The organism is Kineococcus endophyticus, from assembly GCF_040796495.1.
Lineage (GTDB): Bacteria > Actinomycetota > Actinomycetes > Actinomycetales > Kineococcaceae > Kineococcus > Kineococcus endophyticus.
This window is the reverse complement of record NZ_JBFNQN010000011.1, coordinates 200,111-223,088: the sequence shown is the minus strand read 5'-3', so window position 1 is coordinate 223,088 and position 22,978 is coordinate 200,111. Positions and strand designations below refer to the sequence as shown.

Genomic DNA, 22,978 nt, shown 5'->3' with positions numbered 1-22,978 from the left:
CGAGCTCCTCGTGACCGTCGTGCTCGTCCCCGGCATCGGGTGCGCGCCGTGGCAGTTCGACAGGGTCGCGCCGGGGTTCGCCCCGGAACCGGTGCGCCGGCTGGAGCTGCCCGGGCACGGCGCCGAGGCCGCGGTCGTCCCCGTGACGCTGGAGACGGTCGCGGACCGGCTCGCCGAGCAGGTGCCGACCGGGTCGGTGCTCGTCGGGCACAGCACCGGCGGGGTCGCCGGGCTCGTCCTCGCGGCCCGCCACCCCGGCCTGCTGAGCCGTCTCGTCCTGCTCGACGCGAACCTCCCCGTCACCGAGGACGCGCTGCAGCGCAAGGCGTCGCGCGCCGAGGCGGTGCTGCGCCCGGACTGGCGGCGGACGCTGGAGGCGTCCATGCGGTCCTCGTGGGGCCCGCACGACGCCGCGCTCGGCGAGGACGTCGTCGCCGGCGTCCTCGCCACCGACCCCGCCGCCGTCCGCCCGCTGTGGCACGCCGTGCTGGCGCTCGACCCGCGGCCGGTGCTGGCCGGGCTCGACGTGCCGACGCTCTACGTCCGGTCCAGCCGGGACGTCGACCTCACGGTGCTGCGCGGGCTGAACCCGCTCGTGGACGCGGTCGACCTCGGGGACCTCGGTGCGGGCCACTGGCCCCACCTCACGGTCCCCGAGGACGTCCTGGAGGCGATCGGTCGTTGATCGAGCGTCGGCTCAGGCGTTGACGACGAGCCCCAGCTCGGCCGACGTGGCCAGCCCCGGGTGCCGCGGCAGGATGCGCACGGTGTAGCCGAACGGCCCGGTCTGGCGCAGCGCGAACTCGCCCTCGAACCGGTGCCGCCCGTCGCCGAACGACTCCGCCGGCGTCAACCTGACCGTGCCGGAGGGCCGCAGCTCGTCGGACTCGCTGACGCGGCCGTGGACGACCTGGACCTCCACGTCGTCGACCGCGAGGTCACCGAGGGAGACGAAACCCCGCACGTGGACGACGTCGCCGATCTGCGCGGAGTCGCCGACCCCGGAGGACTCGACGTGGTCGACGCGCACCCCGGACCAGCCGTCCCGCACGGACGCCTTCCAGCGCGCCAGGTCCTTGGCCCCCGCCGCCGACGACGCCGCCGCCGCGCGGCCGGCCTGGGCCGCCGGGACGTAGAGCTGCTGGACGTAGTCGGTGACCATGCGGCTCGCGAGCACCTTGGGCCCGAGGGAGGCGAGCGTGTGCCGAACCATCTCCAGCCAGCGCGCCGGTAGGCCCCGCTCGTCGCGGTCGTAGAACCGCGCGGCGACGGAGTTCTCCACCAGGTCGTAGAGGGCCGCGGCCTCGAGGTCGTCACGGTGGTCGGGGTCGTCGACGCCGTCGGCGGTGGGGATCGCCCAGCCGTTGCCGCCGTCGTACCACTCGTCCCACCACCCGTCCAGGATCGACAGGTTCAGTCCGCCGTTGAGCGCGGCCTTCATGCCCGACGTCCCGCACGCCTCGAACGGCCGCAACGGGTTGTTGAGCCAGACGTCGCAGCCCGGGTACAGGGACAGCGCCATCGTGATGTCGTAGTTCGGCAGGAACACGATGCGGTGCCGCACGGCCGGGTCGTCGGCGAACCGGACCATCTGCTGGATGAGCCGCTTGCCCGTCTCGTCGGCCGGGTGCGACTTGCCCGCGATGACGAGCTGGACGGGCCGCTGCGGGTGCAGCAGCAACTGCTTGAGCCGCTCGGGGTCGCGCAGCATGAGCGTGAGCCGCTTGTACGTCGGGACCCGGCGGGCGAACCCGATCGTCAGGACGTCGGGGTCGAGCATGTCCTTCGTCCACGCCAGTTCCGCCTCGGACGCCCCGCGCTGCAACCAGGACAGCTTCAGCCGCCGGCGCGCGTCCTCGACGAGCCGGCCGCGCAGGACGCGGCGGGTGCGCCAGATCTCCTCGTCGGGGACCTGCCCGACCTTCTCGAACCCCAGGCCCTCCCGGGGCAGCTCGGGACCGATGTACTGCTTGCCCATGGCGAACACCTCGGGCGCCACCCAGGTCGGCGCGTGCACGCCGTTGGTGATCGAGGAGATCGGGACCTCGGGGGCGTCGAAACCCGGCCAGAGGCCGTCGAACATGCCGCGGCTGACGGCGCCGTGCAGCTGGGACACGCCGTTCGCGCGCTGCGCGAGCCGCAACCCCATGACCGCCATGTTGAAGACGCCCGGGTCGCCGCCGGGGTAGTCCTCCGCGCCCAGGGCCAGGATGCGCTCGACCGGGACGCCGGGCAGCGGGTTGTCGCCACCGAAGTACAGCCCGATCTGGTCGCGGCCGAACCGGTCGATGCCCGCGGGAACGGGCGTGTGCGTCGTGAACACGGTGGCCGAGCGCACGGCCTCGAGGGCCTCGTCGAACGTGAGGCCGCGCTCGACCTGCTCGCGGATCCGCTCGACGGACAGGAACCCGGCGTGCCCCTCGTTGGTGTGGTAGACCTCCGGCTCCGGCGCCCCGGTCAGCCGCGACCACAACCGCAGCGCCCGGACGCCGCCGATGCCGCACAGGAGTTCCTGCTGCAACCGGTGCTCGCCACCGCCCCCGTAGAGGCGGTCGGTGACGCCACGGGCGGCCTCGTCGTTGTCCTCGACGTCGGAGTCGAGCAGCAGCAGGGGCACCCGGCCGACCTGCGCCTTCCAGACCTGCGCGTGCAGGCGGCGACCGCCGGGCAGGTCCACCGACACCTTCGCCGGGCTGCCGTCGCTCTCGCGCAGCAGCGACAGCGGCAGGCCGTCGGGGTCCAGGACCGGGTAGGTCTCCTGCTGCCAGCCGTCGCGCGAGAGGGACTGCTTGAAGTACCCCGTCGCGTAGAACAGGCCCACGCCGACGATGGGCACGGCCAGGTCGCTGGCCGACTTCAGGTGGTCCCCCGCGAGGATCCCCAGGCCCCCGGAGTACTGAGGCAGCGCCCCGGTGATCCCGAACTCCATGGAGAAGTACGCGATGGCCTTCGGCGCGTCGGCGCCCAGGCCGGCGTACCAGCCGGGCCGGGACAGGTAGGCCTCGAGGTCGGTGGCCGCCGCGCGGACCCGCTCGACGAACTGCGCGTCCTGCGCGAGCGCGTCGAGCCGTTCCGTGCTCAGGGCACCCAGCAGCGCCCCGGGTTCGCGGTGGACCGCGACCCAGGCGGCGGGGTCCATGGACTCGAACAGGTCCCGGGTGGGCTTGTGCCACGACCACCTCAGGTTGCTCGCCAGGTCACCCAGCGGCGCCAGGGGCGCGGGGAGCACGGTGCGGACGGTGAAGCGCCTGATTGCTCTCACGGCGCCGACCCTAGACCGGTGATCACCCGACCGCGACGGGTTCGCCCCCATCCGCGCCCACTTCCCCGCGACGGGCGCCTCCCCTCTCGGTAGGTTCGCCCCGTGACGATCGACCAGCACCGTGACCAGGACCGAGTGCACGACCGAGCGCAGGACCGGCTGACGGTGCGGACGGGCCCGCTCACGGGGCCCGGGCAGCCCCCCGTGGGCCGCATCCCCGTGCTCGACGTCCAGCCCGTCGTGGACGGTGGACGTTGGCCCTCGCAGGCCGTGCCGGGTGAGCTGATCCCCGTCAGCGCCACCGTCTTCCGGGAGGGCCACGACGCCGTCGCCGCGACGGCCGTCCTCGTCCGCCCCGACGGCACCGACGGCCCGTCGGTGCGGATGACGTGCGTCAACCCGGGCAAGGACGCCTACGTCGCCACCCTGTCCCCCGACACCGAGGGCCTGTGGGGCCTGCGCGTCGAAGGCTGGTCGGACCCGTACGGCACCTGGGACCACGACGCGACGATCAAGGTCGAGGCCGGTGTCGACGTGGCCCTCATGCTCGAGGAGGGCGCCCGGCTGCTCGAACGCGCCGCAGCGCAGGGCGGGCGTCCCGCCGCCGACGCGGCCGTCCTGCAGGAGGCCGCCACCGGGCTGCGCGACACCGCCCGCGGCGACCACGAGCGCCTCGACGCCGGTCGCACCGAGGAGGTCCGGGCGGTCCTGGACCGCTTGCCGGTCCGCGAGCTGCTCAGCCCGTCCGCGACGTACCCCGTGCGGGTGGAGCGCAAGCTCGCCGCCTTCAGCGCCTGGTACGAGTTCTTCCCCCGGTCCGAGGGCGCGACCTTCGACGAGGAGTCCGGTCGCTGGACCTCCGGGACCTTCCGGACGGCCGCCGAGCGCCTGCCGGCGATCAAGGAGATGGGCTTCGACATCGCCTACCTCACCCCGATCCACCCCATCGGCCGCATCAACCGCAAGGGCCCGAACAACACCCTGACCGCCGGCCCGCTGGACCCGGGGTCGCCGTACGCGATCGGGGCCGCCGAGGGGGGCCACGACGCCCTGCACCCCGACCTCGGGACGTTCGAGGACTTCGACTTCTTCGTCGGGCGCGCCAAGGAGCTCGGCCTCGAGGTCGCGATGGACATCGCGCTGCAGTGCGCGCCGGACCACCCCTGGGTCACCGAGCACCCCGAGTGGTTCACCACCCGCGCCGACGGGTCCATCGCCTTCGCGGAGAACCCGCCGAAGAAGTACCAGGACATCTACCCGCTGAACTTCGACAACGACCCGGCCGGGATCTACGCCGAGGTCAAGCGCATGGTCCTGCTCTGGGTCGAGCACGGCGTCACGCTGTTCCGCGTCGACAACCCGCACACCAAGCCGGTGGAGTTCTGGGAGTGGCTCATCGCGGAGGTCAACGCCGAGCACCCCGAGGTGGTGTGGCTGGCGGAGGCGTTCACGAAGCCGGCGATGATGCACACGCTGGCCAAGGTCGGGTTCCAGCAGTCCTACTCCTACTTCGCCTGGCGCAACCAGGCCTGGGAGCTGCGGGAGTACCTCGAGCAGCTGACCACCGAGTCGGCGCACTACATGGTCCCGAACTTCTGGCCCACGACGCACGACATCCTCACGCCCACCATGCAGTACGGCGGGCCGCCGGTGTTCAAGCTGCGGGCCGTCCTCGCGGCGCTGCTGTCGCCGTCGTGGGGCATCTACACCGGGTACGAGCTCATCGAGCACGCCGCCCGGCCCGGCGCCGAGGAGCAGCTGGACAACGAGAAGTACCAGTACCGCCCGCGCGACTTCGCCAAGGCCGAGCGCGAGGGCTGGTCCCTGGCCCCCTACCTGGCCAAGCTGAACTGGGTCCGCAACCACCACCCGGCGCTGCAGCAGCTGCGGGGCACCGTCTTCCACGCGAGCGACGACGAGAACGTGCTGTGCTTCTCCCGCCGCCGGGTGGAGCTGGACGGCACCGAGGACCTCGTCCTCGTCGTCGTGAACCTCGACCCGCACGCGACCCGGGAGACGACGGTCCACCTCGACATGGGCGCCCTCGGCCGGCAGTGGTGGGAGCGCTTCACGGTGCGCGACGAGATCACGGGCGCGGAGTTCGAGTGGGGCGAGCACGCCTACGTGCGCCTCGACCCGTACGTCGAACCCGCCCACGTGCTCCACGTCACGGGCTGACGGCGGGGCGAGGGTGGCTCACCGGTGACCGGCCTGCGCGAGGACCCCGAGTGGTACAAGACGGCGGTCTTCTACGAGGTGCTGGTCCGCGCGTTCGCGGACTCCAACGGGTCGGGCACCGGTGACTTCACCGGGCTCACGGCGAAGCTGGACTACCTGCAGTGGCTGGGCGTCGACTGCCTCTGGCTGCCGCCGTTCTACGCCTCGCCGTTGCGCGACGGCGGCTACGACATCTCCGACTACAACGCCGTGCTGCCCGAGTTCGGCACCCTCGCCGACTTCCAGCACCTCGTCGCCCAGGCCCACGACCGCGGGATCCGCGTCGTCGTGGACCTGGTGATGAACCACACCAGCGACCAGCACCCGTGGTTCCAGGCCAGCCGCTCCGACCCCGAGGGCCCCTACGGCGACTTCTACGTCTGGAGCGACACCGGCGAGGAGTACCCCGACGCGCGCATCATCTTCGTCGACACCGAGACGTCGAACTGGACGTTCGACCCGGTGCGGCGGCAGTACTTCTGGCACCGCTTCTTCTCCCACCAGCCCGACCTGAACTTCGACAACCCCGACGTCGAGGAGGCGATGTTCGACACCGTCCGGTTCTGGATGGACATGGGCATCGACGGGTTCCGCCTCGACGCGGTGCCCTACCTCTACGTGCAGGAGGGCACGAACGGGGAGAACCTGCCCGCCACGCACGCCTACCTGCACCGGCTGCGGCGCATGGTCGACGAGGAGTACCCGGGCCGGGTGCTGCTGGCCGAGGCCAACCAGTGGCCGTTCGACGTCGTGGAGTACTTCGGCACCGAGGACGAGCCGGAGTGCCACATGTGCTTCCACTTCCCCGTCATGCCGCGCCTGTACTACGCGCTGCGCGAGGGGCGGGCCACGCCCATCACCGACATCCTCTCGGCCACCCCGCGCATCCCCACCTCCAGCGGGCAGTGGGGGACGTTCCTGCGCAACCACGACGAGCTGACCCTCGAGATGGTCACCACCGAGGAACGCGCGTCGATGTACGGCTGGTACGCGCCGGACCCGCGGATGCGCGCCAACGTCGGGATCCGGCGCCGGCTCGCTCCGCTGCTGGACAACTCCCGGCCGGAGCTGCAGCTCATCCACGCCCTCGTCCTGTCGCTGCCGGGCAGTCCCTGCCTGTACTACGGCGACGAGATCGGGATGGGCGACAACATCTGGCTCGACGACCGCGACGCGGTGCGGACCCCGATGCAGTGGACGCCCGACCGCAACGCGGGGTTCTCCGCCGCCGACCCCGGCAAGCTGTACCTGCCGACGGTCCAGTCGCTCGTGTACCACTACCAGTCGGTGAACGTGGAGGCGCAGCTGGCCACCGGTTCCTCGCTGCTGCACTGGGTCCGCAGCGTCCTGGCGGTGCGGCGCCAGCACCCCGCGTTCGGGCGCGGGACCTACCTGCAGCTCACCTCCCGCGACGAGGAGGCGCACTGCAGCAACGACGCCGTGCTCGCGTTCCTGCGGGTCCTCGAGAGGTCCGGCGAGGCCGGGGGTGAGACGGTGCTCTGCGTGAACAACCTCTCCGACCACCCCCAGGCCGCGTCCCTCCGCCTGCCCGGGTACGCCGGCGCGCGACTGCACGACGTGTTCGGCGGTGCCCCGTTCGGGACGGTGGACGGCGACGGCCGGTTCGAGGTGACCTGCGGGTCCCGCGGCTTCTACTGGCTCACCGTGGAGGGATCCTGATGGGCGTCCCCGTGAAGACCTCCGCCGCCTCCGACGAGGCGATCGCCGAGCTCCTGCGCACCTGGGCCCCCGCCCAGCGCTGGTTCGCCCACAAGGGCGTCGCCGTGCACGTCGAGCGCGTCGAACGCACCCCGCTCGACGAGGGGGGCGTGGCGCAACTCGTCGCGCTGACCGTCCGCGCCGGTGACGGGGACGACGCCCCGCGCACCGTCTACTCGGTGCCGATCTCGGTCCGCCCCTCCCCCGACCCCGACCTCGTGGCCGCGCTCGTCGGGGAACTGCCCGACGTCGACGGGGCGCCGGCGTGGATCTACGACGGTCCGCACGACCCGACGTGGACGCGGGCGCTGCTGACGCTCGTCGCCAGCGAGGAGGGGGCCGGTTCGCGGACCGTCGGCGTCAACGGGCACAGCGCCGAGGGTGGCCTGCCCGTGCCGGCCGGTGCCCGCACCAAGGTCCTCACCGGTGAGCAGTCGAACACCTCCATCGTCGTCTCGGCGGACGTGGGCGAGACCCCGCTCATCGCCAAGGTGTTCCGCGTCCTGTCCGCGGGCGACAACCCCGACGTGGTCGTGCAGACCGCCCTGGCCGACGCCGGGTGCGCCCGGGTCCCGCGCCCGGCGGGCTGGGTCGACGGCCGGTGGACCGCCCCGGACGGATCGGCCGCGGCCGGGCACCTCGCGCACGTCACCGAGTTCCTCGCCGGGTCGCAGGACGCCTGGCGCGTGGCGACGGCCGCGGTCGGTGCCGGTGAGGACTTCACCGAGCAGGCCCGGGAGCTGGGCCGCGCGACGGCCGAGGTGCACGCGGTCCTGGCCACCGAGCTGCCGACCGAGCCCGCCACCCCCGCACGCCTGGCGGCCGTGGCCGACGGCCTCCTCGAACGGGTCGCCTGGGCCTGTGCGGCCGTCCCGCAGCTGCACGAGGTCGCCGCCGCCGCCCGCGAGCGGGTCGACGCGGTCCGGCACGTGCAGGACGCCCCGCCGCTGCAGCGGGTGCACGGGGACTACCACCTGGGCCAGGTGCTGCACTCCGACGCCCGCGGCTGGGTGCTGCTGGACTTCGAGGGCGAGCCGCTGCGGCCCCTGGCCGAACGCAGCCTGCCCGACCTCGCCCTGCGGGACGTGGCGGGGATGCTCCGCTCGTTCGACTACGCGGCCTCGACCGTCGCCGACCCGGGCAGCTGGGGCCCCGACTGCCGCACGGCCTTCCTCGACGGGTACACCGCGGTGGTGGGCGCCGACCCGCGCACGGGCGGTCAGGCCGTCCTGCTCGCCGCCCTGGAACTCGACAAGGCGCTCTACGAGGTCGTCTACGAAGCGCGCAACCGGCCCGACTGGTTGCGCATCCCGCTGGACGCCGTCCACCGGCTCCTGCGCCCCGCCAGCCCAGACCCGTCCTGAGAGGCGGCCCCACGATGATCACGGGAGACTGCAACGCATGACCGGTGAAGCCCCCACCCCCCGACAGATCGACGCCGACGACCTCGCGCGCGCCGCCGCCGGGGCGCACTGGTCGCCGCACTCGGTGCTCGGTGCGCACGCCCACGACGGCGGGGTCACCTTCCGCGTCCTGAAGCCCTTCGCCTCCTCCGTCACGGTGGTCGGCGAGGACGGCACGCGCACGGGTCTCGTGCACGAGCACGACGGCGTCTGGGTCGGCGTCCGCCCCGACAGCGCGGTAGGCGACTACCGCGTCGAGGTCGTCTACGACGACGGCGAACCCCAGCTCGTCGACGACCCCTACCGCTTCCTGCCGACCGTCGGCGAGGTCGACCTGCACCTCATCGGCGAGGGTCGGCACGAGGAGCTGTGGAACGTCCTCGGCAGCCACGTGAAGCGCTGGAACGGCCCGCTCGGCCCCGTCGAGGGGACGTCGTTCGCCGTCTGGGCCCCCAACGCCCGCGCCGTCCGCGTCGTCGGCGACCACAACCACTGGAACGGGCGCACCGAGGGGATGCGCTCGCTCGGGTCCTCCGGCGTCTGGGAGATCTTCCTGCCGGGTGTGGTCGCCGGCGCGCGGTACAAGTACGAGATCCAGGGGCCGGACGGGCACTGGCGGCAGAAGGCCGACCCGATGGCCCGCTACAGCGAGGTGCCCCCGGCGACGGCGTCCGTCGTGACGGAGTCCTCCTACACGTGGGGCGACGACGCGTGGCTCAGCCAGCGGGCGGCGAAGAGCGCCCAGGACGGCCCGGTCTCGATCTACGAGGTGCACCTCGGTTCGTGGCGGCAGGGGCTGTCGTACACCGAGCTCGCGACCCAGCTCGTCGAGTACGTCAGCGCGGCGGGGTTCACGCACGTCGAGTTCCTGCCCGTCATGGAGCACCCGTTCGGCGGGTCCTGGGGCTACCAGGTGACGGGCTACTTCGCCCCGACCTCCCGGTTCGGCACGCCCGACGAGTTGCGGCACCTCATCGACGCCCTCCACCAGGCGGGGATCGGCGTCATCATCGACTGGGTCCCCGGGCACTTCCCCAAGGACGAGTTCGCCCTCGCCCGCTTCGACGGAACCCCGCTCTACGAGCACCCGGACCCCCGCCGCGGCGAGCACATGGACTGGGGCACCTACATCCCCAACTTCGGCCGCTCCGAGGTGCGCAACTTCCTCGTCGCATCGGGCCTGTACTGGCTCGAGGAGTTCCACGCCGACGGCCTGCGCGTCGACGCGGTCGCCTCGATGCTGTACCTCGACTACTCCCGCAACGAGGGCGAGTGGGAGCCGAACCAGTACGGCGGGCGCGAGAACCTCGAGGCGGTCAGCTTCCTGCAGGAGGCGAACGCCACGGCCTACAAGCGGACTCCCGGCATCATGATGATCGCCGAGGAGTCCACGGCCTACCCGGGCGTCACGGCCCCCACCAGCGGCGGCGGCCTCGGGTTCGGCCTGAAGTGGAACATGGGCTGGATGCACGACTCGCTGCAGTACGTCAGCGAGGACCCGGTCAACCGGCAGTACCACCACGGCGAGCTGACGTTCAGCCTCGTCTACGCGTTCAGCGAGAACTTCTGCCTGCCGATCTCGCACGACGAGGTCGTCCACGGCAAGGGGTCGCTGCTGCGCAAGATGCCCGGTGACCGGTGGCAGCAGCTCGCCAACGTCCGTGCCTACCTGGCCTACATGTGGTCTCACCCGGGCAAGCAGTTGCTGTTCATGGGCGCCGAGCTGGGCCAGGAGGCCGAGTGGTCCGAGGCCCGCTCGCTGGACTGGTGGCTGCTGGACACCCCGTGGCACGCGGGGCTCCACAAGCTGGTGTCGACACTGAACGCGGTCTACAAGGAGCACCCCGAGCTGTGGTCGGACGACTTCACGTCCGAGGGGTTCGGCTGGATCGACGGCGGCGATAACCAGCGGAACCTGCTGTCGTTCGTCCGCTGGTCCACCGACCGCAAGCCGCTCGTCGCCGTCTGCAACTTCTCCGGCAGCGCCTACGAGGACTTCCGCGTCGGTCTCCCCCAGCCGGGCGCCTGGCGCGAGGTGCTCAACACCGACGCCGAGGAGTTCGCCGGTTCCGGCGTCGTCAACACCGGGACCTTGCAGGCGCAGGACACGGAGTGGAACGGCCAGCGGTTCTCCGCGCAGCTGCGCGTGCCCCCGCTGGGCGTCACCTGGCTCGTCCCGGCCTGACCCGTCCGACCGCTAGGACCTGACGGGGGTCACGCGAAGGCGTCGACCCCCGTCAGTTCCGCCGACAGGGTCCACAGCCGCGCCGCGGCGTCGGGGTCGGTGGCGTGCGGGGCCACGCCCGTCGTGAACTGCGGGCGGTCGGCGTCGACGGGGAGCGCGACCTCGCAGTCCTCGCAGAACACCCCGCCCCGACCCTCCAGCAGGGGGTTCGTCGCGGCCCACACCTCCGTCGCGGCACCCGCCTGCGGGGACTTGAACCCGTCCATGAGCAGGTTGCCCTCGTCGTCGATCCAGCCGAGGGCCACCATCTCCTCGCGCGGCAGGTGCCGCTGCAGCGGGGTGAGGATGCCGCCGGGGTGGACGGAGAAGGCGCGGACGCCCTGCGGCGCGGCGAGGGCGTCGAGGTGCACCGCGAAGAGGGCGTTGGCCGTCTTGGCCTGCCCGTACGCCTCCCACTTGTCGTAGTCGCCCCGCGTGAACATGGGGTCCTCGAAGCGGATGGGCGAGCGGTGGTGGGCCGAGCTCGACAGCGCGACGACGCGCCCGCCGCCGGCGGCGATGGCCGGCCACAGCCGGTTGACGAGGGCGTAGTGGCCGAGGTGGTTCGTGCCGAACTGCGCCTCCCACCCGTCCCCGATCCGCGTCTCGGGACACGCCATGATCCCGGCGTTGCCGATGAGCGCGTGCACCGGGCGTCCGGAGTCGAGGAAGTCCTGCGCGAAGCGGGCGATGCTCGCCTGGTCGGCGAGGTCGAGGGCCGCGACCTCCACGCCGGGGACGTCCGCCAGCTCGGCGGCGGCGTGCTCCGGCCGCCGGGCCGGGACGACGACGCTGGCCCCGGCAGCGGTGAGGGCGCGCGTCGCCTCGAGACCGATGCCGGAGTAGCCGCCCGTCAGGACGACGGTGCGGCCGGAGAGGTCGAGGCCCTCGAGGACCTCGGCCGCCGTCGTGTCGTGGCCGAAGCCGGATCCGACGGGCGCCTGCGGGGTGCGGGTGTGCTCAGTCACCCGTGCGACGGTACGCCCGCACCCCGCCGCGGGTCAGACGAGCCCGTTGGCCGAGAGGAAGTCCTTGGCCACCGCGGCCGAGGTCTTCTTGTCCACCTGCACCTGCGCGAGGTACTGGGTGAGGTTCTCGGTCGTGAGCTTGGCCGAGAAGGCGTTGAGCGCCTCGGTGACGGTGCTGTTGTTCTTCGAGGACCGGATGAGCGGCAGGATGTTCTGGGCCAGGAAGAGGTTCTTCGGGTCCTCCAGGACGACGAACCCGTTCGTCTCGATGGAGGAGTCGGTGGTGAAGATGTTCCCGACCTGGATCGAGCCGTCCTTCAGACCTGCAACGGTCAGCGGGCCTCCGACGTCGAGGGGCTTGAACGTGCCGAACTCGACGTCGTAGAGCTCCTTGAGGCCCTTCAGGCCCTGGTAGCGCTCCTGGAACTCCGGTCCGGCCCCGATGGTGAGGTCCTTGGCCACGGGCGCCAGGTCGGCGATCGAGGTCAGGTTGTACTTCGACTTCGTCTCCGAGGTCACCGAGAGGGAGTCCTTGTCCTCCGCCGCGGACTGGTCGAGGACCTCCAGGCCGGAGGGGATCTCCTTCTTCAGCGCGTCCAGCACCGTCTCCGGGCTGGAGACCCCCTGCGGCGCGTCGCCCTTGAGGTAGTACGCGAGCAGCGCGCCGTTGTACTCGGGCAGCAGGTCGATCGAGCCGTCGTCGAGCGCCTTGAGGTAGAGCTCGCGGGCCCCGATGTTGAACTTGCGCTGCACCGTGACGCCCTTGGCCTCGAGGACCTGGCTGTACATCTCGGCGAGCAGTTCGCTCTCGGGGAAGTTGGCCGAGCCGACGATGATCGTCGCGGCGTCGGCGGAGCCGCCGGCGGCGGGGGTGCTGTCCGTGGCCAGCGGGTCGTCACCGCCGCCGCACGCGGCCAGCGTCGCCGTGAGGGAGCCCACGAGGGCGAGGCCGAGCAGGTTCCTACGGTTCATGACGTGCCTTTCGACGTGACGAGTTCTGGTTCCGGGACCGCCCCGGACTCTGCCACGGATCGGGTGCCCCGTGCTCGGGACAGTCCGCGACCCGTGATGCCGGGCGAGACGACGTAGCGCTGGACCAGGCCGAGCAGGAGGTCCAGGACGACGGCGAGGACGGCCACGACGACGGCGCCGGCGACCATGCGGCCGTAGTCGTTGAGCGCCAAGCCGTCCACGAGCAGACGGCCGAGGCCGGACAGCCCGACGTACGCGGCGACGGTCGCCGTGGCGACGACCTGGAGGACGGCGGCGCGCACGCCGCCGAAGACGACGGGCAGCGCCATGGGCAGTTCGACGCGGAACAGGACCTGCGAGGAACTCATGCCCATCCCCCGGGCCGCGTCGACCGCGTTCGGGTCCACCGACCGCAGCCCCGCGTACGTCGAGGTGAGGATCGGCGGGATCACGAGCACGACGAGGGCGATGAGCACCGGCAGGAACCCCTGGCTGCTCATGTAGACGACGAGCAGGCTCAACAGGCCCAGCGTCGGCAGCGACCGGCCCGCGTTCCCGGCGTTGATGGCGAGGAACGACCCCTTCCCGGTGTGCCCGATGAGCAGGCCGATCGGGAAGGCGATGACGAACCCGACGAGCACGGACAGGCCCGTGTACCCCAGGTGGGACAGCAGCAGGTGCGGGATGCTGCCCGGCGAGGACCAGGCCCAGTTGGCCCCGTCCAGCAGGTACGGCGTTCCGTCCACGTCAGGCCCCCTTCACGGCGCGGGTCCACGGGGTGACGGCCCGCTGGAACAGGACGATGAGCAGGTCCGCGACGGCCGCGAGGGCGATCGACAGGACGATCCCGACGATGATGGGCGCGGTGTAGAACAGCTGGAAACCGCGGGTGAACAACGCCCCGAGACCCCCGACGCCCAGCAGCGCACCGACGCTGACGAGGGAGATGTTCGAGACGGCGGCCACCCGGACCCCGGCGAGGATGACGGGCGCCGCCAGCGGGAGTTCGACCTCCAGCAGGCGACGGGTCCGCTTGTAGCCCATGGCGGTCGCCGCCTCGGTGAGCGTCGGGTCCACCGACCGCAACCCGTCGGCGACCGTGCGCGCCATGAGCGCCACCGTGTAGAGCGCGAGGGCCACCACGATGTTCACGGGCGAGAGGATCTTCGTCCCGAGCACGTACGGCAGGGCGACGAACACCGCGAGGGAGGGGATCGAGTAGATCAACCCGGAGACGTTGAGGATCGGGTGGTACAGCCAGCCGTACCGGACCCCGAGGTACCCCACGGGCAGAGCGACGACCACGCCGATGAGCAGCGGGAGCACCGCGAGGACGACGTGCTGCTGCAACGCGTCCAGCACTGTCGACTGGTTCTGCGACAGGTACGTCCAGACGTCGTTCACCGGCGCTCCGCCAGCAGGTCCGCGACGTCGTGGTGGTGCACGAGTCCGGTGGCACGGCCGTCCCCGTCGACCTGCACGGCGGTTCCCGTGCGCGAGGTGAGGGTCAGGTCGAGGACCACGCGCAGGGAGTCCCCGGCGCGGAACGTCCCGTCGACGTCGAGCGGCCGGCCGGCCTCGTCGAGGCGGACACCGTCGAGAGGACGCAGCACGAGGCCGTCGGCGGTCCGGAAGCCCAGGCCCCGGTACCCGCGGTCGCGGCCGACGAAGTTCCGGACGAAGTCGTCGGCCGGCCGGGTCAGCAGTTCCTCCGGCGACCCGACCTGGGCGAGGTGCCCGCCCTCGCGGAACACCGCGATGCGGTCGCCGAGGACGACGGCCTCGTCGATGTCGTGGGTGACGAGGGCGATCGTCTTGCCGAGGTCGCCCTGCAGCCGCAGGAACTCCTCCTGCAGCTGGTGGCGCACGATCGGGTCGACGGCGCTGAACGGCTCGTCCATGAGCATGACGGGCGGGTCGGCCGCGAGCGCCCGCGCGACGCCGACGCGCTGCTGCTGCCCGCCGGACAGCTGCGCCGGGTAGCGGTCGGCGAAGGCCGTCGGCAGGCCGACGCGCTCGAGGAGTTCGAGGGCGCGCGAGCGTTCGCGCCCGCGGCCCACGAGCTTGGGGACGGTGAGGACGTTGTCGAGCACCGTCTTGTGCGGGAAGAGCCCCGCGTGCTGGATGACGTAGCCGATGCCGCGCCGCAGCTCGGCGGGCGGCTTGCTCCGCACGTCCTCACCGTCGATGCGGACGGCGCCGCCGGTGGGCTCGACCATCCGGTTGATCATGCGCAGGGAGGTCGTCTTGCCGCACCCGGAGGGTCCGACGAAGACCGTGATCCGGCCGGTCGGGAGCTCGAGGTCGAGGTCGTCGACCGCGACGGTCCCGTCGGGGAACTGCTTGCGGACGGCCTCGAACGTGATCACTGGGGCGGCTCCGATGTTGGACCGGGGGGCTGGTACATGCTGGGCACAGGACGAGGACCGGTCAACGAGGCTCGAACGGCCGTCACCCGATCGTGACCTCTCCTCAGACGGACCAGCGGGCGTGGTGGAGGACCTAGTGGATCAGCAGCACGTCCCGACCGCGACCGCGGGGGTCGAGCGGGTGGTGCGGCTCGACGGCCGGGAGCTCCCGCTGGACGACCTCGACGCGATCGCCCACGGCCGGGCCCGGCCGGTCGTGGACCGCGCGGTGCTGGCCTCGCTCGGCGCGCTGCACGCCGCGATGGAGACGGCCCGCAGCGAGGGCACGGTCTACGGGGCGACGACCGGGGTCGGCGCCAACAAGGACGTCGACGTCGACGAGGAGCAGGGCGAGCACCCGCGCGCGCACGGGCTGCGGCTGCTGCGCTCGCACGCGGCGTCGCTCGGGCCCGTCGAGGACGAGCCGACGACGCGGGCCGCGCTCGTCCTGCGCCTGAACCAGCTGCTCGCCGGGGCCCGCGTCGGCGCGGGCGCCGGGCTGAGCCCGGCCGTGCTGGACGCCCTGGCCGACGCCGTCGAGACCGGCGCCCTGCCAACGCTGCACCGGTTCGGCGGCATCGGGACGTCCGACCTGGCCCCGCTCGCCGAGCTGGGGCTGACGCTCGTCGGTGAGCGTCCGTGGCGGACGGGGTCGGTCCCGCCGGTGGCGCTGGGGGCGGCGGACGCGCTGCCGCTCATCTCCTCGCACGCGCTCACCCTGGCGACGGCCTCGCTCGCCCTCGTCCGGTTGCGGCAACTGCTGGTCTCGGGGCTGGGCATCTCGGCCCTGTCGTTCCTCGCCCTGCGCGGCAACCCGCAGGCCTGGGCACCGTCGGTGCACGCGGCACGCCCGCACGCCCGGCAGCCGGAGGTGGCCGCCGCCCTGCACGCCCTGGTGGAGGGCGGGCCGGAGCCGACCCGGCTGCAGGACCCGTTCGCGCTGCGCACTGCACCGCAGGTGCTCTCCCCCGCGTTCGCGGCCGCGGACCTGCTGGCGGACGTGCTGCAGCTGGAGGCCTCGACGCCCGGGGAGAACCCGCTCGTCTCGCGCGAGGGGGTCTTCCACCACGGCCAGTTCCACGCGGCGTCGCTGGCCACGGCCCTGGACACGTTGCGCGCCACGACCTACGGCGTCCTGACGTTGTCGGCGGCGCGGCTGGCGCTGCTGCTGCGACCGGAGCACACCGGGCTGCGGGCGTTCCTGGCGGCGGGTCCACGCGGGAGCTCGGGCCTGATGATCGGCGAGTACGTCGTGCAGGACGCCCTGGCGGAACTGCGGCCGGCGACGGCGCCCATGACCGCGGGGACGGTGTCGATCTCGCTGGGGCTGGAGGAGCACGCGAGCTTCGCGACGCAGGGGGCGCGGGCGTTGCGGCAGACCGCGGACCTGGCCCCGCTCGTGCTCGCCGTCGAGGCGCTCGCCGCGGTCCGGGCGCTGCGGGCGGCCCCGGACCGCCTCTCCCCCGGCGCCGCCGCACTGTTCGGGGTCTTCGACGAGGTGCTGGACCGGGACGCGCGCGACGCGCCCATCGGTCCGGACGTCGAGGCCGTCGTCGCGCGGGTGCCCGACCTGGCGCTGCTGCTACGGCTCGAGGGGCCGTAGCTCGTCGGCGTAGCTGACCGACGTCCGGCGCAGGACGCCGGCGGGCGAGATCGAGTACTGGCCCATCCGCCACAGCGGCGGGGAGTAGGCGTGGATCGAGACCGAGCCGTCGACGGCGCCGCTCATGCGGTGGATGTGGTCGGGACCGAAGCCGAAGGAGCGGCCGGCCGGGACCGTGCGCACGACGGGTTCGCCGCCCATCCGCGGGGTCGCCTCGAGCACCGCCCCGCGCGTCACGGCGACGGCGCCCGACGACGTGTCGTGGTCGTGCCAGCCCGTGTCGTCGACGGTGTTCCAGCACAGCAGCCAGACGTCGAGGTCGCCGTCGCGGTGCAGGGAGGCGAAGTGCCGTCCGCCCGTGTCGTGCCGGACGAGGTGCGCCCAGGCGTGCGGCCGGCGGGCGGCCTCCTCGACCCAGGCCTTCAGCTCCACCGGGTCCAGGACCCGGCCGGGAGCGGGCGGCAGGTCGGGGTGGGTGCTGGGGGGCGTGCTGGTCGTGGTGGTCACGGTCGGCTCCCTTCGAGGAGGTGGGCGGGGTTGGTGACGGTGAGGGCGTGGGCGAAGGCGGCGCCGAACCCGGGCAGGTCGGCGGGGGCGAACGGGTCGGCGTAGGGCCGGTCGCTGCCGAGCACGACCGGGTCGACGCCCACGACGCGGACGAGCGCGTCGACCGCCCGCGCGCCGTAGGAGCTGGTCTCGTAGTGCACGAGCGGGTCGAGCGCGCCGAGGGCCCCGCCGCGGGCGGTGAGCCGCTCGTGGTGCAGGGGCGCCAGGCCCGCGAGCGCCACGAAGGCGAGGCGCAGGGTCGGGTGGTTCGCCCGGCCCGCGACGTGCCACGTGCACCACGCCGCGTGGAGCTGCTGGACGTACGGGACGACCGCGGGCCACCAGCCGGGGACGTCCACGGGCGCGCCCGCCGGGCCGGGGTGGACGAGCAGCGGTGCGCCTGCGCGCTCGCACACCTCGAGCAGGGGGCCCACGCGCTCCAGGCCGGCCGGGTCCGCGAGCGCCGTGGCGGGCAGCTGGAGCCCGACGACGCGGTCGCGCCCCAGCTGCTCGGTGAGGGCTCCCGGATCGACGTCGTGGACGCCCGCCGCCGCCCACACGCCGAAGGGGTCCGGCAGGGCGCACGCTCCGTCGTGCCAGGCGGCGAGCAGCGGGGCCGCCTCCTCGCCGGGCAGGTGCTCGACGCCGAGGGGCGAGGACAGCGAGACGAGCGCCCGGGCCGTGCCCTGGGCCCGCTCCAGCGTCGCGCGGGCCTCGACGTCGTGGGCCGCCGGGTCGACGGGGTGGGGCGCCTCCCCCGTCAGGTGCAGCGTCCAGCCGTCCAGGAACGGGGGTGCGCTCCGGGCGCGGAGGGCGTCGACGAAGGGGGCGGGCCAGAGGTGCTGGTGGCAGTCGGTGCGCACGTCACTCCTCTCCGTCCGCCGTGAAGCGCTTCACTCATTAGTGAAGCGCTTCACTCAGGAGGTCGTCAAGCTGGTCGCGGACACCCGTGCACGCGATGCTGGCTCCGTGCAGCGACCGGTCGACCGCGTGCTGGCGCTCTGGGCCGGTCTCGCCGGCCCGGGCGCCGCCTTCCACGACGGTCCCGTCCTGCGTCCCCTCGTCACCGAGGTGGCGGGAACCTGCCCACCGGGGTGGTGCGGGATCGTGACCATCGGCGACCGGCACCTGAGCACCGCACCCGACGCCCGCCGCGCACGGGCTCTGGCGGACGCTCCGGCGGGAGACCCGAGCAGCGTCGCGACCGAGGTCCTCGGCCCGGCGCACCTCGCCTACCTCGACGGGCCCCCGGCCGCGACGCCGTCCGAGGAGGTCCACACCGACCGACCGGTCGACGCCCTGCTCCGGGCGTGCTCCCCGGCCGACGTCGACGAGGGCGGACTCGCGGACACGACGTCCCCCACCTTCGTCGTCCTGCGCGACGGCGTCCCCGCCGCCGCGGCCGGCTACCAGCGCTGGACCGTGGCCGGCGGTCCGGTGGTGGCGCACCTGTCGGTCCTCACCCACCCCGCGTTCCGCGGACACGGGCTGGCACGGACGGTCGGTGCCGCCTCCACCGCCCACGCGCACGCCCACGGGCTGCTCTGCCAGTGGCGCGCGCGGCCCGCGGCGTCCCTGCGGGTCGCCCACGCCCTCGGCTACACCGTCCTGGGTCGCAGCTCAGCCTGCTGCTCCCCTGACCACCGCGCCCTCGGGCCGGCGCCCACCCGCCCGGTTACTGTGCAGCCGTGCCGAGGGACGCGCGCAGGACCCTGCAGGACGTCGCGGACGCGGCGGGGCTCTCGCTGGCGGCGACGTCGTACGCGCTGCGCGGGACGCGCGGTTCGGCCGCGACCATCGAACGCGTCCAGGCCCTGGCCGACGAGCTCGGGTACCGCGTCGACCCCATCGCCCGAGCGCTGGCGAGCGGACGGACGGGGACGATCGGGATCAGCGGATCGCTGCGGGACCTGTGGCAGCAGGACCTGTCCGTCCAGCTCACGCGCGCCCTGCGCACGGTCGACCGGGACGCGTCCATCGCCGACGCCGACGCCGACCCCGCCAGCGAACGCCGTGTGCTGGAACGGTTCGCGGCGCAACGCGTCGACGGCGTGCTGGCCTCGCCCGTCGACCCCTCCGGCGAGCACTGGCGCCTGCTGGACGCCTCGACGGCCGTCGTCTCCATCGGGGACGCGCTCACCGCCCGCCCGGGCAGCGGGGCGGTGCTGTTCGACAACCGGTTCGGCGTCGCGGCCGTCCTGGAGCACCTGCACGACCTCGGGCACCGCCGGGTCGCCCTGCTGACGCCGTCCTTGCCGACGACCCCCGGGAGGCCGTCGGAACTCCTCGCGGTGGACCTGGCCGCGCCGCTGGGCGTCGACCTCGTGGTGGTCCCCGCCCCCGCGAACCCCGAGGGGGCGACCGCTGCCGCCGCCGGGGTCCTCGACGCCGCGGACCGTCCGACGGCGGTCTTCTGCCTGTCGGACTCGCTCGCGTTCGGCGTCTACCGCGCCGCGGCGGACCTCGGGCTGCGCGTGCCCGACGACGTCTCGGTCGTGGGGTTCGACGACCACCAGCTCGCCGCGCTCGTGGCCCCCGCCCTGACGACGGTCTCGTGGGACGAGGACGCCATCGTGGCGGCGGCCGTCGAGCAGCTCCTCGCCCTGCAGGAGCACGGGGAGGCGCCGGACCCCGTGACGTTCCGCCCGCACCTCGTCGTCCGGGGGTCCACCCGCTCCACCCGCTGACGACGACCCCTCAGAACCGCCCGTCGCGCAGCAGGTCCACCACCCGGTCGACGTCGAGGCCGTAGGGCCGATCGGTCACGACGGGGTCCACGCCGTCGCCCACGGAGTCGCCCAGGGCGGCGGCCAGCGCATCCAGACCCGACGTCACGTCGTCGGACACCCCGGCCAGTCCCCCGCGCAGCAGCCGCGCCCGGTGGACGGCGAGGAGTTCGACGGCGAGCACCTCGCGCAGCCCGTCGAGCAGTTCGCCGAGGCACTCGGCCGCCTCCAGCCCGAAGCTCTGGACGTCCTCCTGCCCGAGCGAGGTCTCCACCGCACCCCCGAGCGCGGGGACGGCGAACCGCCGCAACCGGTGCGCGACGCCCACCGCCCGCTTGTGGAGGGCCACGAGCCCCGCCTGCACGCCCGGCTCCGGCGACAACTGCGGGGTCAGGCCGGTCAGCCGCGGGTCCAGCGTCCGGTGGGTCCGCGCCACCGACGTCTCCGCGACGTGGAGCACCGCGGCCGCGAGCGCGTCCGACGACGCCGCCAGTTCCGTCCCGGCAAAACCCGCCGTCCCGGCGAACGACGCGTCGTCGAGGAAGGCCGGTGAGTCGGTGACCCCGTCGAGGGCGCGGTCGACCGCGTCGGCGAGGTCCCGCACGCGCCGCCGGGCCACGGCCAGCGCCGCGGGCGCGACGCGGACGGACAGGGGTGCCTGCAGCCCGGCGACGGTCGGCGCCGGGCGCAGCGACCGGAGCTGCGCGTGCAGGTCGTCGAGCACGTCGTCGGCGCGGGCCAGCCCGGGGCGCAGCGGGTCCGGGCTCGCGCGCAGCACCTCCGCGGTCGCCGCCAGGACGCGGACGGCCTGCTCCAGCAGTCCCTCGGCCGCCGCGGACTGCAGGACGGCCAACGCCGTGGCGACGGGTACGCCCTCGAGGAACGCGACCCCCTCCTTGGCGCCGAACCCGAACGGGCCTGCGTCGCGACCGTCGAGCGTCCGGCCCGCCCCCAGGACCACGGCACCGACGTGCGCGAGGGGGATGATCTCCCCCGCGGCCCCGTTGCCGCGCAACGGGATGCACGGCAGGACGCCGCGGCCGAGGAGGTCGGCGAGCCGCACGCACAGCCCCGGCGACACTGCGGCCTCGGGGTGCAGGAACGTCCGCAACCGCACGGCCAGCACCGCCCGGGCCTGCGCCGGCGTCAACCACGGCGCCGACCCGACGGCGCGGCCCACGACGAGGTTCTCCTGGTGCCGGGCCCGGGCGGCCGCGTCGAGCGTCACCCCGGCGAGGGCCCCCATGCCCGTGGTGACGCCGTACACCGGACCCGACGTCTCCAGGGACGTCACCAGGTCCTCGCGGCGACGGCCCAGAGCGGCGAGGAGCCCCGGCGACAACTCCACCGGGGTGCCGGCGGCGACGCGCCGCACGGCGTCGGCGTCGAGGTCGGCGCCCCGGTGGAGGATCACCTCAGGAGGACGGCTCGGGCTTGCGCAGGACGGACAGCGCCGGACCGTGCAGCGGCCACGTCTCCCACCGTCCCGAGAACGTGCCGTCCGAGAACGTCAGGTGCAGCAGGTGCGGGGTCTCGGCGAACCGGACGTCGACGCGGTCCCCCGCCCCCGAGACCGACAACGGGCCGGTGTCCGTCCAGCGACCGCGACCCACGGCCGCGCGCAGTTCCGCACCGGAGTCGCTGAGGACGAGTTCCCCGTCGCGGACGGAGACGGCGGTCAGGGTCGGGGGTTCGCTGCCGGGGGCGGCGCTGAACTCGCCCTCGACCACGTCCGGGCCCTCCAGCGGTGCCAGCGCGAGCGAGGACGTCCGGCGGGCCAGCGCCTCGTCGTGCGCGGCGGCGTCCGCGGGCAGTTCCGGGTCGGACACCGCGGGCAGCAGGTGCTCCCACGCCGCGTCGAGCACGGCCTGCATGTCGGGGCTCTGCGACGTGATGGCCACGACGACGTCCTGCTCGGGCAGCACGACGCAGAACTGGCCGTAGGCGCCGTCGCCGCGGTACCCGTGGCGGGCGATCCAGAACTGGTAGCCGTAGCCCTGCTGCCAGTCCGGGTTCGCGTTGAACGAGGCGTTGTCGACGTGCGAGGTGGTGGCCTCCTCGACCCAGCTCTCCGCCAGCAACCGCCGGCCCTCCCACACCCCGCGCTGCAGGTACAGCTGCCCGAGCTTGGCGATGAGTTCGGTGGGCGCGTGGAAACCGGAGAAACCCAGTTCGCGGCCCTGACCGTCGGACAGCCAGCCGAGGTTCTCGACGTCCACTCCGAGCGGGTCCAACAGCCTGGGGCGCAGGTACTCCAGCAGACCCTGGCCGGAGGTGCGCTGGACGATCGCGGAGACCGAGAACGTGCAGGGCTGGTTGTAGCAGAACAGGGTGCCCGGTTCGGCGTCCGGCGGGATCCGCAGGAAACCCCGCACGACGTCCCCCGTCGGGTCGGCGGACGCCTGCTCGATCGTCTCCTCGCGGTGGCCGCTGGCCATGTTGGCGACGTGCCGGACCAGGATGCGCCGCGACCGCTCGTCGGTGACGTCGGCGTCGAACTCGGGGAAGTACGACAGGATCGTGGCGTCGAGGTCGACGAGCCCCTCGGCCACCGCGAACCCGAGGGCCGTGGACGTGAAGCTCTTGGACAGCGAGTAGAGCAGGTGCGGGCGGTCGGGGTGGAACGGCGTCCACCACCCCTCGGCCACGACGTGACCGTGGCGCAGGACCTGCAGGCTGTGCGGTTCGACCCCGGCCGTGCTCTCGAGGGCGTCGACGAACGCGGTGAGGCCGCGCGCGTCCACCCCCTGGGCCGACGGGGTGCTGCGCGGGAGGGACCGCGAGGACACGTGGGTGGCTTCGGTGCTCACGCGGTCGACTCTAGGCCGGGCCCTGCCGAAATGCGGTTGCGGGGTCCCGGTGCCCCGGCGCACCATCGTCGGGTCCTGGTCCCCACCCGAGGAGCCGCTGCGGTGCTCATCTGACGTGCC

17 protein-coding genes and 1 pseudogene are annotated in these 22,978 nt (G+C 73.4%); 8 read left to right on the top strand and 10 right to left on the bottom strand.

Going from position 1 to position 22,978, the window contains the following annotated elements:
* The first annotated feature begins 10 nt into the window (after positions 1 to 10).
* A complete protein-coding gene (locus AB1207_RS16890; RefSeq protein ID WP_367639548.1) occupies positions 11 to 685 on the top strand; it encodes an alpha/beta fold hydrolase in 675 nt (224 codons plus the stop codon).
* Between the two features lie 12 nt (positions 686 to 697).
* On the opposite strand, the gene glgP is transcribed toward AB1207_RS16890, so the two are convergent.
* On the bottom strand, positions 698 to 3,262 hold the full coding sequence (gene glgP, locus AB1207_RS16885; RefSeq protein ID WP_367639547.1) for an alpha-glucan family phosphorylase: 2,565 nt from the start codon (positions 3,260 to 3,262) through the stop codon (positions 698 to 700).
* Positions 3,263 to 3,427: 165 nt separating this feature from the next.
* On the opposite strand from glgP, the gene AB1207_RS16880 reads away from it, so the two are divergent.
* Genes AB1207_RS16880 through glgB form a run of 4 tightly spaced genes read left to right on the top strand, consistent with a single transcriptional unit; the run spans position 3,428 to position 10,786 of the window.
* Positions 3,428 to 5,440 (top strand): alpha-1,4-glucan--maltose-1-phosphate maltosyltransferase, encoded by a 2,013-nt coding sequence (locus AB1207_RS16880; RefSeq protein ID WP_367639572.1) that lies wholly within the window; start codon positions 3,428 to 3,430, stop codon positions 5,438 to 5,440.
* 24 nt (positions 5,441 to 5,464) lie between these two features.
* Entirely contained in the window at positions 5,465 to 7,159 is a 1,695-nt protein-coding gene (treS, locus tag AB1207_RS16875; protein ID WP_367639546.1) for a maltose alpha-D-glucosyltransferase, read from the top strand.
* 11 nt (positions 7,160 to 7,170) lie between these two features.
* Positions 7,171 to 8,562 (top strand): maltokinase N-terminal cap-like domain-containing protein, encoded by a 1,392-nt coding sequence (locus tag AB1207_RS16870; RefSeq protein WP_367639545.1) that lies wholly within the window; start codon positions 7,171 to 7,173, stop codon positions 8,560 to 8,562.
* Between the two features lie 37 nt (positions 8,563 to 8,599).
* Entirely contained in the window at positions 8,600 to 10,786 is a 2,187-nt protein-coding gene (gene glgB / locus AB1207_RS16865) for a 1,4-alpha-glucan branching protein GlgB (RefSeq protein WP_367639544.1), read from the top strand.
* A 29-nt stretch (positions 10,787 to 10,815) separates the two neighbouring features.
* Here glgB and AB1207_RS16860 read toward each other — a convergent pair whose 3' ends face one another.
* From AB1207_RS16860 to AB1207_RS16840, 5 genes are read right to left on the bottom strand one after another with little or no spacing between them, the layout of a single operon-like run.
* The gene (locus AB1207_RS16860; protein WP_367639543.1) at positions 10,816 to 11,793 is read right to left on the bottom strand and encodes an SDR family NAD(P)-dependent oxidoreductase; all 978 of its coding nucleotides are present in this window, start codon (positions 11,791 to 11,793) and stop codon (positions 10,816 to 10,818) included.
* A 33-nt stretch (positions 11,794 to 11,826) separates the two neighbouring features.
* The gene (locus AB1207_RS16855) at positions 11,827 to 12,765 is read right to left on the bottom strand and encodes an ABC transporter substrate-binding protein (RefSeq protein WP_367639542.1); all 939 of its coding nucleotides are present in this window, start codon (positions 12,763 to 12,765) and stop codon (positions 11,827 to 11,829) included.
* Complete coding sequence (locus tag AB1207_RS16850; protein ID WP_367639541.1) at positions 12,762 to 13,511, bottom strand: ABC transporter permease; 750 nt, start codon at positions 13,509 to 13,511, stop codon at positions 12,762 to 12,764. The genes AB1207_RS16855 and AB1207_RS16850 overlap by 4 nt, the downstream gene beginning before the upstream one ends.
* Position 13,512: 1 nt before the next feature.
* Positions 13,513 to 14,169 (bottom strand): ABC transporter permease, encoded by a 657-nt coding sequence (locus tag AB1207_RS16845; protein WP_367639540.1) that lies wholly within the window; start codon positions 14,167 to 14,169, stop codon positions 13,513 to 13,515.
* A complete protein-coding gene (locus tag AB1207_RS16840) occupies positions 14,166 to 15,134 on the bottom strand; it encodes an ABC transporter ATP-binding protein (RefSeq protein ID WP_367639539.1) in 969 nt (322 codons plus the stop codon). The genes AB1207_RS16845 and AB1207_RS16840 overlap by 4 nt, the downstream gene beginning before the upstream one ends.
* Positions 15,135 to 15,270: 136 nt before the next feature.
* Here AB1207_RS16840 and AB1207_RS16835 point away from each other — a divergent pair, with 136 nt between their 5' ends.
* Positions 15,271 to 16,776: an aromatic amino acid lyase gene (locus tag AB1207_RS16835; protein WP_367639538.1), complete on the top strand. Its 1,506-nt coding sequence runs from the start codon at positions 15,271 to 15,273 to the stop codon at positions 16,774 to 16,776.
* Here AB1207_RS16835 and AB1207_RS16830 read toward each other — a convergent pair.
* Both AB1207_RS16830 and AB1207_RS16825 read right to left on the bottom strand, forming a co-directional pair.
* Positions 16,756 to 17,283, bottom strand: a complete 528-nt coding sequence (locus AB1207_RS16830) for a cysteine dioxygenase (RefSeq protein WP_367639537.1) — start codon at positions 17,281 to 17,283, stop codon at positions 16,756 to 16,758. The genes AB1207_RS16835 and AB1207_RS16830 overlap by 21 nt on opposite strands.
* Complete coding sequence (locus tag AB1207_RS16825) at positions 17,280 to 18,185, bottom strand: amidohydrolase family protein (RefSeq protein WP_367639536.1); 906 nt, start codon at positions 18,183 to 18,185, stop codon at positions 17,280 to 17,282. Before AB1207_RS16825 ends, AB1207_RS16830 begins: the two co-directional genes overlap by 4 nt.
* Here AB1207_RS16825 and AB1207_RS16820 point away from each other — a divergent pair.
* Both AB1207_RS16820 and AB1207_RS16815 read left to right on the top strand, forming a co-directional pair.
* Positions 18,178 to 18,918: pseudogene (locus tag AB1207_RS16820) on the top strand (GNAT family N-acetyltransferase); the annotation flags it as partial. The gene AB1207_RS16825 and the pseudogene AB1207_RS16820 overlap by 8 nt on opposite strands.
* 92 nt (positions 18,919 to 19,010) lie before the next feature.
* Positions 19,011 to 20,009, top strand: coding sequence for a LacI family DNA-binding transcriptional regulator (locus AB1207_RS16815; protein ID WP_367639535.1), 999 nt, complete (start codon positions 19,011 to 19,013; stop codon positions 20,007 to 20,009).
* A 10-nt stretch (positions 20,010 to 20,019) separates the two neighbouring features.
* Here AB1207_RS16815 and AB1207_RS16810 read toward each other — a convergent pair whose 3' ends face one another.
* Together AB1207_RS16810 and AB1207_RS16805 are read right to left on the bottom strand one after the other, a co-directional pair.
* Positions 20,020 to 21,462, bottom strand: coding sequence for an aromatic amino acid ammonia-lyase (locus AB1207_RS16810; protein ID WP_367639534.1), 1,443 nt, complete (start codon positions 21,460 to 21,462; stop codon positions 20,020 to 20,022).
* Between the two features lies 1 nt (position 21,463).
* Positions 21,464 to 22,858 carry a serine hydrolase domain-containing protein gene (locus AB1207_RS16805; protein ID WP_367639533.1) on the bottom strand — a complete coding sequence of 465 codons (1,395 nt, stop codon included), beginning with the start codon at positions 22,856 to 22,858 and terminating at the stop codon, positions 21,464 to 21,466.
* Positions 22,859 to 22,978 lie beyond the last annotated feature (120 nt).